A 16,647-nucleotide genomic window follows, 5' to 3' on the forward strand; every position below is an offset into this window, starting at 1 on the left:
TTAATACCTCTGAAAAGCTGGTGAACACAAAATAAGACCAACAAACTCTTGTTGGTTTGCCATTTTTTTCATGTCTTTTTGTTGCATGTAATCTGTAAATATTTGTTGTTCTTCTTTAGAGGGTAAACGACCAATAAAATGAGCAACGAGCTTATGAGTATCTTTTTTATCGTCTATACTTAGACTAGACAAAAGTTTTTTGAGTCGTATACGCGTACCACGTATCTTATTTGCAGTAGCTGCGTGCGCAAAATTCCAACGCCACAGCAGAGTTCCAAGCCACGGTTGCATTTCATCGGGGTAACCATCAGGAGTTGGGTATTGAAATGGAACTTGCCCCATGCGTTCTAAATAATTAATTTGCGGTTTGTCCGCATAAGTATCCGCTCCTAAGAATCGCAAACAACTGACAATAAAGTGGAATGGTCTTTTAAATTTCTGAGCGACAGTTTCTGGTTGATAGAATTCTTCACTTAAGAAAAGACAACGCAGGACAGACTTAATATCACCTTTGGTATCTATAAAAACTTGGCTCATCTTTTCGACAATTGATTTTGGAGGCGTTGGTGAAATAAAACGTTTGGCTAGTTTCAGGCATATATACGCTGCTGTTGAAGGATGATTACATACAATGTCAAGAACTAGCTGTAGATCTTCCTTACCACCATTTGCTGGTAATACTTGCCCTAGTATTTTTTTTGAACCTTGGTCATGTAAGTTTTTGTTAAAAAATACCTTGCGTCTATTATAACGCCACCCGGTTAATGCGCGTGCTACTTCAAAAACATCTTTTTGGCTATAACCCCCGTGAACACCTAATGTATGGAGTTCTAGAAGTTCTCGCGCATAGTTTTCGTTGGGTATGTCTTGTGCTTTTTCTTTTTTGTTCGATTTGCCGTCTAGATACACGAGCATTGCAGGTGAAATTGCAGAAGCGTGCACTAAATCCCGAAAATTTCCCAAAGCATGTTTGCGGATTACTTCGCGATCGTCAGTTGCTTTTAAATAGATACAGTCGGATTTTTCGATGTGTATATTAAAATGATCCGTCCAAAATCCAACCATTACCTCAAATAATTGTCTACGGCTATAAATAGCGCGTAATAAAGTATGTTTAACCATTTCCGAGCGCAGGACTTTTTTTCTATATTCATAGCACATCGAAAAATGATGGTGGATCGTTTCAAAACGACGTGCTCGTAAATCACACAAGGTATCGTTAATGGCCATAGGCTTAAATTGCCATTCTAACCAAGCTTCGCGACCTATTGTTTTTAATTTTTCTAATTCTCCAGGCCACAAACCATACGTTGTGCGCGACAAAAAGTGAAAATCTTTATCTATATCTTCGTCTTGTGCAGGGGTCAAATTTTTGGGAATATCTTGGCCAAATTTTTTCGATACAGCACTAATGACGTCATTGCAACCACAAAGAGATAGTGTTCCTGCCACTACTTTAGTAAAATCACGCCTATTCATTACTTGTCTCGTTATCGCGTTGTACATTTTCTAATTCTTTAGATTTTTGTTTACGATAACCGCGAAGGCGCATTTTTGCCCCGCAACCAACGATAAGTCCATAAGGAAATAAGATAAACCATCCTAAAACTGGAAAAAGACAAGCAAGAAAAAAACAAGCACCACCGGCAGCAGTTGTTTTCCATGGAGATTGAGAATCACTAATTAGTTTGCGACCAATCATAGTAACAAAACCGCTAAGTCCAATACATGAATAAAGAAAAAACAAACTCAATATAGTCGGCCCTAAGATTTTTCCTACTTTTTTAGCATTTTCACCAATTGTTAAACTTAAAAAAACGATTATCACACTCGGAAGAATTCCATAAAAAAAATTCTTCTTTAGTCCTTGCGAGCATAATTCACATACACCATTGGTATCTTCTAACCATATTCCTCGACAAAAGAGAAGCAACGCATTTAAACTCAAAAGTAAACCAATAATAAACATTGTTATTGCTAAAACTTCAGACATTATCATTAAAAAATCTCCTATTAATAAAATTTATCTTTACTGGTAATACTTGTAATAAACATAAAAAGTTCACGAAAATTTTTATTAACAATTATATTAATTTACGAAATAAAAGTTAGTCGCCAATAACAAAAAGTTGGTGACTTCTAACTTTTTTGTTTGACTTATCGTAATTAATGTGCTTATAATTAAAATAGAACTATTTCTCAAAATAAGGCGTGGACATTTAGACTTTATTCGCCGCATAGAATTTACAACGACTTACACACTAAACAAATTTTAAATGTCCACACGCACTAGTAATCAAATAAAAAATGTCATCATAAGTCATCGTGATTCTAAATGACCCACCAAAAGTATTTATCCCTTTTAATTTCTAGTTTTGTTACTTTTTTGTTGCATACTACAATTGTGCTGACTAGAAAATAAAAGTTCTGTATTCAAACTACTTTTTCTGAGTCACTTAGTACTCTAGAGCATTAATTCTCAATGAAATTGTGTTTTTCTAATTGATGACATACCTAGTCAAAGAGAGGGTAGAAATGAAAAAATATATTATTAGCTTGTTATTAATGTTTATCGCTATACCTAGTTACTCAGAAGATAATAAACTTTATGTTGTAGCTACTACGGGAATGATCGCTGATGCTTTGGAGAATGTGGGCGGAGATCTTATTAGAATTGACAGTTTAATGGGGTCAGGTGTTGATCCACATCTTTATAAAGCAACTGCCAATGATACAAAGAAACTAGCAATGGCAGATGTTATTTTTTACAATGGTTTACATCTCGAAGGAAAAATGGGCAAAATTTTTCAAGCAATGCGCCGCCAAAAACCAGTTTGTGCTGTTGCCAACGGATTGCCAAAAAATAGACTTTTAAAACCAGAAGGATTTGAAGAACTTTACGACCCACATGTATGGTTTGATGTTTCCCTATGGCAAGAGGTTGTCAAAAAAATAACACGCGTACTTTGCGGTATTGATAGCCAAAATGCACAGCATTATCAAAAAAATAGCAATGCATATTTGCTGAAATTACAAAAATTACATGTTTGGGCACAACAGCAAATTAATAAAATTCCCAAAAAGAGTCGAGTACTAATTACAGCGCATGACGCTTTTGGTTATATGGGAAATGCTTATGATTTTGAGGTAATGGGACTTCAAGGGATTAGTACAGTAACAGAATCTGGCATACAAGACATCGAACGAATCGTTGAGGTTATTGTTTCGCAAAATATTAAAGCTATTTTTGAAGAAACATCGGTGATGAAAAAAGGGGTTGAAGTTGTAATAGAGCACTGTCTGCATCGTGGGCAAACAGTAAAAATGGGAGGTTCACTGTTTTCTGATGCGATGGGCGAATCTGGTACTTTAGAAGGAACATACATAGGCATGGTCGAGCACAATATAAAAACTATTGTAAGTGCCCTTAGCGAAAAATAATGGTGAAAATATGAGCAGAGAATCGTTGAAGCAAAAAAACGAAATAACGAGTGATGCTGTTGCTGATGTTCACGACCTTACGGTATCTTATCATATTCATCCAGTACTGTGGAATGTAGATTTTCAAGTTCCTTGTGGAAAACTAATGGCAATTATTGGTCCTAATGGAGCTGGAAAGTCTACTCTAATTAAGGCTATGCTCGGTATTATTCCTGTGACCAGTGGCTGGGTAAAAATTTTTGGCGATTCGTATAAAAAAGTACGTAGTCGCATAGGTTATGTACCACAGCGTGGTTCAGTTGACTGGGATTTTCCTACCACAGCAATCGATGTTGTTATGATGGGAAGATATGGTCATCTAGGATGGTTTCGTCGACCAAAAAAGAAAGATCGCGAAATTTCTTATGCATATTTAGAAAAAGTTGGTATGCAAGATTTTGCGAATCGTCAAATAAGTCAATTATCCGGAGGACAGCAACAGCGAATTTTTTTAGCGCGCGCTCTGGCACAAGAAGCAGACATTTATTTTATGGATGAGCCATTTGCAGGTGTTGATGTTGTTACCGAAAAAGCTATTGTCAATCTACTATTTGAACTACGATCGCAATCAAAAACTGTGGTTGTTGTACATCATGATTTACAAACAGTAAAAGAGTATTTCGACTGGATTTTATTGCTAAATATGCGAAAAGTGGCTATTGGTGCTGTTGATGAAGTATTCACAGAAGAAAATTTACGAAAAACTTATGGTGGAAAACTGGCTATTTTAAGTAAAGCAGCAAACGCAATGACGAAAGGCCGAGTCGATGGAACTTTTGACTAGCTCGTGGTGGATTTTTGATGAAATAGGAAAGTACTTTCTTGTAGAGGGAAGTACAAGGCGTTGGGTAATGTTCGCCGCTATTTTATTAGGGATCTCTAGTGGTGTTGTGGGGACTTTTGCTTTTTTACGAAAGCAGAGTTTGTTGAGCGATGCAATGGCCCATGCTGCCTTACCTGGTATTTGTCTAGCCTACATGTTTACAGGTGTAAAAGATCCACTACTCTTTTTGTTAGGTGCTTCCGTTACTGGGCTCATTGGTGCTATTATTGCAACAGAAATTCCAAGACATAGTCGCATTAAGATAGATACTGCCATAGGGCTCGTATTGTCCAATTTTTTTGCATTTGGTATTGTACTCTTGACAATTATTCAGAAAAATTTTAGTGGAAATAAAGCCGGCTTGGATTCTTTTCTTTTTGGAAAGGCTGCTTTATTAGCACGTTACGATATATATGTTATGGGTTCTATGTGTTTGCTTTTATTGGGCATTACTTTCATATTTTATAAAGAGTTTAAATTACTTACATTTGACCGAAGTTTTGCAATTACTCTTGGTTTGCCAGTACGTTATCTAGAACTCCTCATTACTCTTCTTATTGTACTTGCCGTTATGGTTGGTTTGCAAGCCGTTGGAGTTGTCTTAATGGTAGCAATGCTCATTTTTCCAGCAGCTGCAGCAAGACAGTGGACGGATCGATTAGGGCTCATGATTCTTATTTCGGCATTTATTGGTGCGTTTGCAGGAGCGGTGGGTTCTTTTTGTTCTGCGATTGTCGCGAAAGTTCCCACTGGCCCTGTTATGGTTGTGGTCTGTTCTTTTTTACTCATAGTAAGTATGTTTTTTGCACCTAATCGCGGCTTAGTACCAAAATGGTTGCGCTTGCGTAAAAGTCGTCAACGAATTCGCAGAGAAAATATATTAAAATCTTGCTATAAAACTTGCGAAGAACACAACAATTGGAAAATGAATTTTACTATTGAAAATTTCTTTGCGTATTTTAAGTTACCACGTTATCTACTTCGCCATTATTTACGTTCGCTTATAAAGCGAGAATTTATGTCTCACGAAAATGGCAATTGGCAGTTAACAGAAAAAGGATTGAAAAAAGCATTACAAATTATACGCAAGCATCGTTTGTGGGAAGTTTATCTCACTAAAAAAATGGATATTGCAAGCGACCATGTTCATCGCGATGCCGAAGATATAGAACATGCTATTAACAACGAAGTTCTACATCAATTAGATAACGAGCTCAAATCTCCACAGCAAGATCCTCATGGAAAAGCAATACCACAAAATGTATGTTTTTCGGAACAAGAAAGGAAAACAAGGTGACGTTTATAGCACTTGCAAGTTTTGAAATATGGATAATGGTAATAGGTGCTTTGGTTTGTAGTGCTTGTGGTATCTTGGGATGTTTTTTAATTTTAAAAAAACTTGCGCTCATGGGCGATGCTATTAGCCATGCTGTTTTACCCGGAATTGTTATTGCCGTTATTTTAAGCGGTGGTTTAAACTCTGTAGCCATTTTTATTGGGGCAGGGCTTATAGGAGTTTTAACCCCTATTTTAGTGGATACATTAAAAAGTTCGCGACTTATCGATGAAGATGCGGCTATAGGCTCTGTTTTTACTTTATTGTTTGCCATAGGTGTTATCATCGTAGCAAATGCGGGAAACATAGATCTTGATACTGAATGTGTTTTGTACGGAGAAATAGCAACAACGCCTTTTGATACATGGATAATAGGTGGAAATTCTTATGAATTTGATGGACATGTATACACAAAAGGTGGTGTTGACGTAGGTCCAAAATCAGCATGGGTTCTTGGGATAGTTCTACTTATAAATATTGCTTTTATTTTCTTTTTTTATAAAGAACTCAAGATTTCAACTTTTGACCCAATGTTAGCTCTGTCGATGGGGCTTAAGCCAAAGTTAATTCATTACCTACTTATGTTTCTGGTAGCGATTACTACTATTGCTAGTTTTGAAGCGGTAGGGGCAATCATTGTTGTTGCAATGTTTATTGCTCCAGGAGCCAGCGCATACCTGTTAACAGATCGTCTATCGTTAATGATTTTTCTTTCAGCGATCTTGGGAGCAGCGAGCTCTGTCCTTGGATATTTTTTGGCATTATCACTAGGAGGAGATGTTTCTATTGCTGGTTGTATGGCCGTTTGTGCGGGGAGTATTTTTACAGTGTCATTCTTTTTTTCGCCGAAATACGGAGTTGTTGTTCGTTTAGTACGTAGATATAATTTGAAAAAGCGTTTTGATGCTGAAAACATACTCATGCAAGTATATCGATTAAATGAGTCAGGAAAAAAATGTATAACTGAGGACTATAAAAAAAATACTGTTAATATGTTTGTACAACAAGGGCTTCTTGCAAAAAGCGATAGCGAATTAAGGCTTACCGAAAAAGGCATTAATAAAGCGATAGATTTAATGCGTGCTCACCGTCTCTGGGAAACATACATCCACAAACTTGGATTACCAGAAGACCACGTTCATCAACCCGCTGACGAAATGGAGCACTACCTAACAAATGATTTATGCAAGGAAATAGAAAAAGAATTGCAACATCCCGATTCTGATCCACATGGAAAACCTATTCCGATAAAGCCTGAAAAATAAAATGCTATTATTTTTCCAAAGGTTCTATTACTTTAAATTTATTGTCATACAATTTGTATAGAACCGCTTCTCCTGATTTTGCCAATTTAATAAAGCCATAACGAGCCCGCTCATAATATTTGGCATGCCCTTCTTGAAAAAAGTAAGCATCTGTTTTTCCTGCGCTAATTTGGACTCTGTTATTTCGATAGTGGTATTTTAGTAGATATTCGTTTTTGGTTAATACTTCGCCATCATATAGACGAACAGGAACAAGTCCCTTAATTCTACCGCTTGCCAATTGCAAATAAGCTGCCGGGCCTTGTCTTGGCTCTACATTGCTGCTATCTAAATCTTTTTCAAGCTCATTGAGTACAACATAGCCGCTATTTTTAGGTTTTAGCATTGCTATTTCTTGGGATAAACGATATCTCAGTATCATATAGTCTCCTTGTATCAAAGAGCGCGGATCAGTAGGAGCAAGATCTAAGAAAACAGTCTTACCTTCTTTTAATGTCATTTCTTTTTTGTATATCAGAACATTGAGAGTAACAAAAATGATGACAGTGGTGATAATAAATATGATTTTACGCATTTTTGACCTCTAACTCAAAACGATCTACTACAATACTCAGAATAGCGAGCAAAGCACCACTACCCATTAATACAAGAGACTTATTTAGTAAAGTTGTCTCTAAACTGTAATAGAAAAAGAATAAAAAACCAGCAAAATACAAACACGAAACTAGCATTAATAACTTATCACCACGATAGAATCCAAGCACTAAAACAAATATCCCCGCAATCAATGCAGGAGAATTGATCATTAAAACACAAAACAATAAGCTCACAATCACAATAAAAATACCAATTGCTGTAGAAGCTAAGTTTTCAAGCAATGTAATTTCCAATAATAACAGTGCTAGTGTAAGAACTACTCCTGAGACCCACCACATATTAACATCGTATAATTCTGGAAATGCTGAAACGCTAACCATTCCAAGAAGTGACAAAGCCATGCCGTATAAAGAGTAATGAAAAAAACGGTATTTACCAAAAGAAGATTGTTTATACCATGAATAACCTGTTGCTACAGTCAACATCGCTATGACTATTTGCATTGCTTCTGGGCTTTGATTCCAGAACCTAGAATTTGAACCTGATAATAGGAAAAATGTGGCACATGATATAAATATCGGCATCATAAAATACTGCACTGCATGCCTATAGAAATAGCACATAGTAATTTGCAACACAATGATAGAAGTACCAATAGCAATTTCTGGATTTATATCGCGAAACATAATACCAACACCCACCATTACTAAAAATTGCCCGGTCATATTGAGCACTAACGACACTTGATTAAAAAACATAGAATCTTTTTTTTGTTTGTTCAAAATAACCGCAATCGTACATGTTAGAATACCTAGTATCAGTACTGTATCTTCAACGTTTTGAAATAATGTTAGAAATAAAAAAATAATCAGTAATACAGTCGAGAACCACGCAGCAACTGCGATAAGAGCGTGAATGTACCACGGAGTTACACTTTGGGGCTTCATCGACGATAAGATTTCCTGCTGTTGTTCAGCACTAATAAATCCTTCAGCTAATAGCTGTTCGGATATTTTTTCCAATGTCAATTGTTCCATGCTTTTCCTACCTTATTTAACCAATAACCTGCAGTAGCGGTAATTCCCATAATAAACAAACTCATAGGAATCATGGTTCCAGGTCCATCGACCACTTCATTGCCAAACATACAACTAAATACAACAATGAGACTCAAGCAATTAATAGTCAACATAAATAAATCGCGTATTTGTTTTTGGTAAAACCAAAACACTCCAGCAACATAGAAAATGTATATAACAGGTACTAGTGACAGACCTTTAGAATCAAAAATTACAACAATAATGGGAGGTAATAAAATAGAGTAGATTAATATATTTATTGCTCTTGGAAAAAAACGATTTTGCAACCATTCTATTTTTTTATGGTAAAAATACTCCCATAGAGCAACAGCGGTAAAATTGATGGTAAAGAACACGAGATAAAAGTCTTCTTTAAGAAGAAATGTACGACCATAAACTTGTTCGCAATAAAGAAATACAGAAATGTTGATGAGCACAAACCACGTAAACCATAAACCTGCAAATTTGCTAATAGCAACCCAACCAGCCATTAACACAGACCATCCCAGAAATAATTCATAAGTGTCAGCCCCTGTTTGATAAATTGTTCCGTATACTCCTAACGTTGGTCCTATCATAACGCATGCGCCGAGTAGAGAGCTTTTGCCAACAATATGGTCAAACCCTTTGATCATTGCAACTGCGGCAAAAGTAAAAAGGATAGTTTGTGTTATTGCTAATTTTGCAAACTTATGAAGACTTGCCCAGTTGTAAGCAAAGAAAAATATAATTCCACAAAGTAGCAAGGTAATTCCCAATAACAAAAACGTTTTGCTAATAAAATCTTGCCAACCTTTGCGATCAGGAATTACTTTTGATATGCGTAAAGACTCTTCCAAAGCTTCAGTAGATAACAATTCTCGTTGCGCTAAATGGTAGAGAAATGCAGTTTTTACCGGACGTACAGTTCGTAAAATTCTTTGTAATTCCTCCCATTTTTGAGGCTTATTCTCTTTTGTTGGGTCAAACATTAAATTCTCCCAATAATGGTTATGTTGCTTTTGTGACTATTTTCTTTTTCTTCCGATAATAGCCGAATACAATATTTTCTCACTATCTATTCGTAAAGCTTGTCTATGAAAAAAAATAGTCAAGATTAGTCCAAATGTTACGCATGTAAATAAAAAGTATGCAAATACACTAGTGCGAGGTAAAAAATATCCCAAAATTAAGGGAAGTGCTGTTCCTATTGAAAGTGACAAATAAGCTTGGAAATATTTATCTCTAGCTCGAAAAAAAAGTGATTGTGGCAGTTGTGGAAAATTTAGAATTTTCAAAGAACGTACGCGTGCAAGCGCTAAAATACTAATCGCGAAAATTAAAAGTAGATGTTGGCCTTCCAAATTTATACCCTTTCTTTCTCGGAAATCTAGTTCAGGTTAAAGCTTTTCCATGGATTTAAGCCCTTGAGATACAGAAACAATAGGAGTGTAGCCTAAATCCTGTTGTGCGCGATCAATTTTTAGAGTACAATCACTCGACATTACGTAAACAGCGTGTCTTGTAAGAGGAGGTTGCTTTTTTATAGCGAGTGTTCTCCATATAAATTCTGTCATCTGCGCAGCTAATCTTGCTAACCAGCGGGGCACCGATTTCGCTGGTAAAACTACTCCTTGGGTTTTCAACATTTTACTTAAAAAATCGCGCATATCCTGGTTTTCATTGTCAGTAATAAAGTAGGCCTTTCCACCTTGTCCGCCTGTTAAAGCTAATGTTATTGCGTGAACGAGATTATCAATGTAAACAGTTGATGTCTGGTAATACCCTCCTCCAACCCATACAAATTTGCCTTGCTCTACCATCTCTTTTATCTTAGGAACAATGGTTTTATCTTCTGGCCCCCAAATAAAACGCGGGCGCAAAACTATTGTTGTAAAAAAATCGTTGTTTTCTTCCATAACTCTTTTTTCGGCAGCAGCTTTTGTACGAGAGTATAAAATGGGGGTTGTTTTAGGGTAAGGATAGCTTTCATCGACATCACGCATATGCTGTCCATAAAACAAAACAGCTTCAGTACTAATATGAATGAATCTCTTTACACCAGCTTCTTTTGCTATATCTATTAATTGCTGTGTTCCAATAACATTTGTTTCCCAAAATTGCTCCTCACTTCCCCATTCTTCCACAAAAGCAGCACAATGAATAACGACATCACAACTTTGTAAATTTTCGCAAGTAACATTCCCAAGTTGACACTCGATAGCCTTTGCTCCTATGGATTCCACAATGTCTTTGCTCTGCTGAGAACGAGCCATTGCCCAAATTTCGTGATTTTTCACCAACGTTTTGCTTACCGCTTTACCAACAAAGCCAGAAGCACCTGTAACAAAAATACGCATTTGATTCTCCTGTTAATATTCTTTTAATTTTTTTAATGTTATTTTCGTTTGCAATAAAACTCTGGGGTCTACACTCTCGACGTGTAATTTTTCAAGAGTAGGGATCGATACTTGGGCAATAACACCCATGTTACGGATATGAGAAATAATATGACATTTAAGAATTGGTCGTACGCGAATTTCATTTAAATATTGCATAAATTTTTCGATAACACGCCGGTTTTCATTTTTATATTTACTCAACGCCAACAATGTTTCTTTACATGGATAATACTTATTTTCAATAAAAATTAATTTGTCCGCTATCTCTATAAATATTAGCAGTGCGCGTTTATTTTGTTTTTTTGATAGAAATTTGATAATTCGCAGTGGCACTTTTTCTTTTGCGATTTTTAACCAATTTACACAGGCATCTTCTATGCGATTGTCTTCAGTATTTTGGTCCAACAATAAATTCATGTAAATATTATTTTCGCGTATTTTTTCAATAAGATATTTTATCGCAAATGAGCGATGTTTTTCGATTTGTAAAAGAGTTAACAGCGCGTTTTTTATAATTTGTAGGTTGTGTATTTCTTTATCATTTACTAAATTTCTTAGTAAAAACGCCGCATTGTGAGCTTTATTCCCCAAAATAGCACAACATTGAACTGTACTAGCAAGCAGTGTTTTATTGCGAAGATTTCTTTTGACAATAGTCAATAACTGTGGAAGCGCATCATCATTAATTATGTGGCCGAATATTTCAAGAATCGCTTTATTTTTGCCCAAATCTTTTTTCTGTAGAGATTCTAAAAAAATTGCACATACTTGTTTTTTTTGTAGCGTTGTTGCACAGTACTTCAAAAATAGATGCTCAAGGTAGATTTGTTTTTTGTCGAGAAATAATTGTGAGATATTTACTTTTTGTTGTGTTGTGTTCCACCGATCTCTAACTAGTGTAATCATCGAGTCCTTATTGTTTTGCAACAAATTTACTGCTAATTTAAAAGAAATGATTTTTTTGTAGTAGGCACTGAGAATACTTTGTTGTGTTGTTTTTATCATTATCGGATACAAAATTTGTTTTACGATTGTGGTAAATTTATCGTTACTTGTACACATCAGAAGAGGTTCGACCAGTTCTTTGCTCTTGCCTTCTACTAATTTGTATTTCTGCAATAGTTTTAAAAACACCAAGCGTCCTAAACTGTCTTTTTTTTGCGCTTCTTGTAAAAGAATAGTTGCAAATTCTTTTTTCTCTGTGGTAGAAAGAAAATTGAGTTTTTCTTGTGCTACTATCGAAGCAATGCGATCCATTCCAACTAATTCTTCGAACAATAGTTGCATTGGACTTTCTTCTTTATATAGTATAGCAATAGAAGTAAAAATAATAAAAACAGTGATGCTTAACTTTGATTTTAACCCAAGAATCATGTTTTGCTTTCTAGTTTAAAGTTAGACAATAGTGACCTGAAGTTAATAAGACGGAATGCGCTGTAATACAAATTCTACTCTAGAAACAATTGATATTCTAGGGAGAAAAGTGATTCTATAGTTATATTTTTTATAGATATCAACTAAATGATCAAATTCGCTAATCGCTTCTTCGAGAGAATGTTTGCGCTCAGCGTCATTTTTATATATTTCTGGCCACGGTGGCGCAAAAAACACATTTGAATTGTAACGAAACTTGTGAGCTGCGTTATAGAACTTATTATGAGAACCACTTGCTGGTATTGAATCAATAATACTTCGATCAAAAAAAGTCAATTGGTTTGAAGCATTGCGAAAATTTTCGATAGATTTTGCTAAGGCAAGATTACGAAATTGTTGTATATTAATCCACGGAAGTGCTGTAGAGTTTTTTTTCATCTGTTCTTTGACTATTAAACGTCCTGGCTCAGGCATCACTGAAAAATTGCGCTGTGCTAGTGCTGCAATCAGTGAAGATTTTCCTCCGCCAGAACAACCAGAAATAACAATGTAATTTGAGCGCTGTACTGTAGAACTTTGTTGCATAATTTTCCCCTCATAGGTGCATAAAATGAATTATACACAAATACTTGATTATTGGTTTGGTAATCTAAAAAACAATGATTTTTTTCCTGCTCGCAAAGCAAAAATTTGGTACCGCAAAGATGTAGAAGTTGATAAATATATTAGTGAAAATTTTCGTGAAATTTGGGAACTTGCGCAGAAGAGGCAGTTAGGTAGTTGGCAAGAAGATGTACGTGGTATGTTAGCGATAATTATTGTTCTCGATCAATTTTCGCGTCACATGTTTCGCCAAAAACCAGAAGCTTATGCTGAAGACACTTACTGTGTTGAATTGTGCTTACAAACTTTACCAAAAAAGCAACAGCTTTTGACAGTGGAAAAGGCTTTTTTATATATGCCTTTGCAGCACAGCGAAAATTTAGATTTGCAGGAAAAAAGTGTTGTTTACTATCGTAAACTTGTTGAAGAGTCTCATAGTAAAATACGCGAACAGATATATGCTTTTTATGATTATGCTGCGGCACATTGCGATATTATTAAGCGCTTTGGGCGTTTTCCACATCGCAATGTAATTTTAGGACGTACATCAACAAAAGAAGAACAACTGTTTTTACAAAAACGCGGACTATCGTATTTTTCTTAACTAGGACATATTATCATTTAGTGCACGAGAATGACAGTACCGCTAAAAATATTGTGATGCGTTCTCGGGCTTGCAAGTAGACCGAACCTTAAACGTTAAGTCTAATTCTCGACCAGCGACAATATTCAATTGTCCACTACGCTGATTTGACGCTAAGTGCCAAATAATTTGTTATTTTAAAAACAGTTTTCTTGCATGCGCTCGTACCAACCAACTATCATTTTTTATAGATATTTGTTGTAAAACTTTCTTGTCTTCTTGCGTTAGTTTCCACAGTGTATTTTGCAATATATAAAGTATATGCAGCTTACTACTTTCTGTTTTTTGCAGCTCTTCTAGCAAAACATTCTCTATTTTCATTTGCCTCATAAATGATATAGATTTTATCATTTGGTGTGGATAGTGCATTTTCATACACGAGAGAATAAGGGGAGTAAATTTACGATCTTTTTTATTTAACATTGACATAATCTTGTGGCGATCTCGCCGAAAATAATCAGTGAATATTTGTTGGAGTTCTTTACTTTGAAGAACAGCAGCTTTATCTTTAAACATAATAGCTTCGAAAATTTGAGAACGAAAGTGCTGGTGATTTGGTTTTAGTTTTTTCAATAACAGATTTAGATATTTCGCATCAGAAGATACTTGACTAATTGTCGTTACAATCTGCCTATTGAGAGAATAGTCATTTGAAGGGTAAAGTTTAATGATATCAGGTAGCGCTGTAGTAGAATAAGTCCCCCACTTACCGAAAGCCAGTAAGGCTTGATTTTTACTTCTGTTACTTTGTTTTAATATCTTTATAAAAAATTGTATATTTTCGTGACAAGGTAAATAGCTAAGCCCTATGGCAATATAGCGCTTTATACTATTCAATCGCGATTCTAGATATTTTTCATGTATTTGTGGTATAAGTGAAGAATTGTGTTTGGCAAGAAATATCCATGCAACAGTTTTCAATTTTTTATTAAAACTGAAAGTAAATTTGCGCACTAATTCAACAAAATTTTGCGTTTTATCGCTCTCAAATGAGAGCAACAGTTCAATTAGAATTCGTTTTTCAATTGCATTTTGCGATTTTTTTAAACTAGAGGCGATTTGTTCTACATCTCCAATAGCTAAAATGCAAAAACGAATTGCATCGTTTTTTCCAGGAGACACGATTAATTTCTTTATCAGTGCAGGCACAATACTTTTCGCTTGTGTGCCCAATTTACTTATGACTTTCAAAATATTACTATCGTAATTTCTGCGTTGCGTCACTTCTAATAATTGCTTTTTCACTTTGCTTAAATCAAAATTACCCGCACCTAAAAGTTCGGTAGTATATTTACCTAAATTTTTATTATCTAAACAGTTTATCAAAAAATGTAAAGCTCTATCGTTGTACTGTGCAATCTTACTTAACACGCAAACAGCAAATTTTTTACGAGAGTGGTAGTTATCTTCAATAATCAAATTATGAACCGAATTAACGAAAATTTCGCTTGCGTTTATCCAATCTAAATCAGAAAGAGCAAGACTCTGGATCAGAACATGTGCACGAGAGTTTTTTTGATTTAAGATATCTACAGCTTTTAAAAATACTTGACCTTTATATTTGTTCAAAAAATAACTAAGGAGTTGTGGATTAGAAGAATACAACCGCGTTAATAGGGATAAATCACAAGAAGAGCTAGCATCTACAATTTCCAATATTCGCAGCCAATTTTCAAGTGCTTGAGGCTGAGTAGTTTTGCGCAAGTATTCTTGTATATGTGTGCCTACATCATGAGCTACATGAGTAATAAGTTCAAACATTTCTTCAAGCTGATCGTGATCAGTAACCTCTATCAATTGTGCAATATTTTTGGGAACACCTCTAAAAGAACTCTTTAGAAGTCTTTTACATATATTTCTTTTGATATTACTATCTACTTTAGAACTAAGTAGCTGTTCTATTAACATTTGTTTTTCGGCAAGTGTAAAATTTTTAGTATACGATAACAAATATTGCGATGCTTTAATGGCAATATACCCAGCTAATTTATTTTGTTTATTTAATAATTGCAGAAATTCTGGTGACTCGCTATCAGCAAGGATTTTTAAAGCCAAATCGTGAAATGGTCTTTGCGTAAATAGATATTTTTGCAATATTTGGATAATATACGTGCTTTGTATATTTTTTTCGTGGATAAGATGTATTGCAATCCACTGTTTTCTGGAATCAGAAGACAGTAACAGCTCACCAATAATTTTTTCATCAACAATAAAAGTGTTTGCTAGTTGTTTTATCTGTTGGCGCCATTTGGCATCGTCCTCAAAACTAATGAGCATTGTACTTATTTTATCTGCAAATTTTTCACGTTGTTTTTGGTCTATTTTTGCTGCATACACTTGGTTGAGTCCCAGCCAAAAAGCTAGTAGAACAACAATGAGTATTGTCGCAACGATACTCAATTTTTTACTCTTTTTTTTGTAATAAAAACTACTAATACCTAACAAATTAGCCATTGTAGGTAATTCGTTACTTTTGACACCAATGATAGCAGGAGATAATCTATTTTCTTTAATAGCTACAGATAAATACTTGAGTGGTTGATATTCAATATTTAATGCTGAAGATATAATTTTGGCATCGCGCTGTGGCAATACCAACGCATGAGCTTTTGCCATTTTTGCTGCCCGATATTTTGCGACAAGCCCTTGTTCTGCAATTTTACTAGAACAATAGGTGCGTATTTGTGCATCAACAAATGGTGGAGCTCCTGTAGGAAGTTCAATAGCACCACTAAAAAGAATAATTGGTCCATCGCATATTTTTTTAGTGAAAACACTTAAAGCAATTGCTAATTGCATTGAAGTGCCTTGTCCAATAATTTGTCCATGTTGCGCTATACTTCGGCGCTCGTCTGGCGACTCGATTAGAGTACCAACAACTCCTCGGTCAACAACGCGATTTAGAATCTTAGGGCCAGCATCAGTTACTGACAACTTATGCTCAACTCCGTTTACGACAACACTATGAAAGCCACAATATTTAGTTGGCTGTAAAATCACAACAGAATCTTTTGTCGTTTCAAAATTGCTTGCAGCATATGGGTAACCTATTTGGATATTCATACA

The 16,647-nt window shown here is 35.3% G+C and carries 14 protein-coding genes; 5 read left to right on the forward strand and 9 right to left on the reverse strand.

Features of this window, described 5'->3' with window-relative positions; genetic code table 11:
* Together UABHE_RS22285 and UABHE_RS22290 are read right to left on the reverse strand one after the other, a co-directional pair.
* Complete coding sequence (locus UABHE_RS22285) at positions 1-1,479, reverse strand: DUF1800 domain-containing protein (protein ID WP_372365501.1); 1,479 nt, start codon at positions 1,477-1,479, stop codon at positions 1-3.
* Positions 1,472-1,993 (reverse strand): hypothetical protein, encoded by a 522-nt coding sequence (locus UABHE_RS22290; RefSeq protein WP_372365502.1) that lies wholly within the window; start codon positions 1,991-1,993, stop codon positions 1,472-1,474. Before UABHE_RS22290 ends, UABHE_RS22285 begins: the two co-directional genes overlap by 8 nt.
* A gap of 542 nt (positions 1,994-2,535) precedes the next feature.
* Between UABHE_RS22290 and UABHE_RS22295 the strand changes: the two genes are divergently transcribed.
* Genes UABHE_RS22295 through UABHE_RS22310 form a run of 4 tightly spaced genes read left to right on the forward strand, consistent with a single transcriptional unit; the run spans position 2,536 to position 6,904 of the window.
* Positions 2,536-3,441, forward strand: a complete 906-nt coding sequence (locus UABHE_RS22295; protein WP_372365503.1) for a metal ABC transporter solute-binding protein, Zn/Mn family — start codon at positions 2,536-2,538, stop codon at positions 3,439-3,441.
* A 10-nt stretch (positions 3,442-3,451) separates the two neighbouring features.
* Positions 3,452-4,264: a metal ABC transporter ATP-binding protein gene (locus UABHE_RS22300; protein ID WP_372365504.1), complete on the forward strand. Its 813-nt coding sequence runs from the start codon at positions 3,452-3,454 to the stop codon at positions 4,262-4,264.
* Positions 4,248-5,600, forward strand: coding sequence for an iron chelate uptake ABC transporter family permease subunit (locus UABHE_RS22305; RefSeq protein ID WP_372365505.1), 1,353 nt, complete (start codon positions 4,248-4,250; stop codon positions 5,598-5,600). Before UABHE_RS22300 ends, UABHE_RS22305 begins: the two co-directional genes overlap by 17 nt.
* The gene (locus tag UABHE_RS22310; protein ID WP_372365506.1) at positions 5,597-6,904 is read left to right on the forward strand and encodes an iron chelate uptake ABC transporter family permease subunit; all 1,308 of its coding nucleotides are present in this window, start codon (positions 5,597-5,599) and stop codon (positions 6,902-6,904) included. Before UABHE_RS22305 ends, UABHE_RS22310 begins: the two co-directional genes overlap by 4 nt.
* A gap of 7 nt (positions 6,905-6,911) precedes the next feature.
* On the opposite strand, the gene UABHE_RS22315 is transcribed toward UABHE_RS22310, so the two are convergent.
* The 6 genes from UABHE_RS22315 to UABHE_RS22340 all read right to left on the reverse strand — a co-directional run bounded on the left by UABHE_RS22315 (position 6,912) and on the right by UABHE_RS22340 (position 12,920).
* A complete protein-coding gene (locus UABHE_RS22315) occupies positions 6,912-7,478 on the reverse strand; it encodes a GDYXXLXY domain-containing protein (RefSeq protein WP_372365507.1) in 567 nt (188 codons plus the stop codon).
* Positions 7,471-8,538: a DUF4401 domain-containing protein gene (locus tag UABHE_RS22320; protein ID WP_372365508.1), complete on the reverse strand. Its 1,068-nt coding sequence runs from the start codon at positions 8,536-8,538 to the stop codon at positions 7,471-7,473. Before UABHE_RS22320 ends, UABHE_RS22315 begins: the two co-directional genes overlap by 8 nt.
* Entirely contained in the window at positions 8,526-9,551 is a 1,026-nt protein-coding gene (locus UABHE_RS22325; protein WP_372365509.1) for a DUF2157 domain-containing protein, read from the reverse strand. Before UABHE_RS22325 ends, UABHE_RS22320 begins: the two co-directional genes overlap by 13 nt.
* A gap of 408 nt (positions 9,552-9,959) precedes the next feature.
* Positions 9,960-10,919, reverse strand: a complete 960-nt coding sequence (locus UABHE_RS22330; protein ID WP_372365510.1) for an NAD-dependent epimerase/dehydratase family protein — start codon at positions 10,917-10,919, stop codon at positions 9,960-9,962.
* 12 nt (positions 10,920-10,931) lie between these two features.
* On the reverse strand, positions 10,932-12,335 hold the full coding sequence (locus UABHE_RS22335) for a hypothetical protein (protein ID WP_372365511.1): 1,404 nt from the start codon (positions 12,333-12,335) through the stop codon (positions 10,932-10,934).
* 42 nt (positions 12,336-12,377) lie between these two features.
* A complete protein-coding gene (locus UABHE_RS22340) occupies positions 12,378-12,920 on the reverse strand; it encodes an AAA family ATPase (RefSeq protein WP_372365512.1) in 543 nt (180 codons plus the stop codon).
* Positions 12,921-12,945: 25 nt separating this feature from the next.
* Here UABHE_RS22340 and UABHE_RS22345 point away from each other — a divergent pair, with 25 nt between their 5' ends.
* Complete coding sequence (locus tag UABHE_RS22345) at positions 12,946-13,542, forward strand: DUF924 family protein (protein ID WP_372365513.1); 597 nt, start codon at positions 12,946-12,948, stop codon at positions 13,540-13,542.
* A 171-nt stretch (positions 13,543-13,713) separates the two neighbouring features.
* On the opposite strand, the gene UABHE_RS22350 is transcribed toward UABHE_RS22345, so the two are convergent.
* A complete protein-coding gene (locus UABHE_RS22350) occupies positions 13,714-16,644 on the reverse strand; it encodes a hypothetical protein (RefSeq protein WP_372365514.1) in 2,931 nt (976 codons plus the stop codon).
* Between the last annotated feature and the right edge of the window lie 3 nt (positions 16,645-16,647).

Origin of the sequence: Candidatus Uabimicrobium helgolandensis (assembly GCF_041508025.1) — a bacterium.
In the GTDB taxonomy this organism is placed as follows: domain Bacteria; phylum Planctomycetota; class Uabimicrobiia; order Uabimicrobiales; family Uabimicrobiaceae; genus Uabimicrobium; species Uabimicrobium helgolandensis.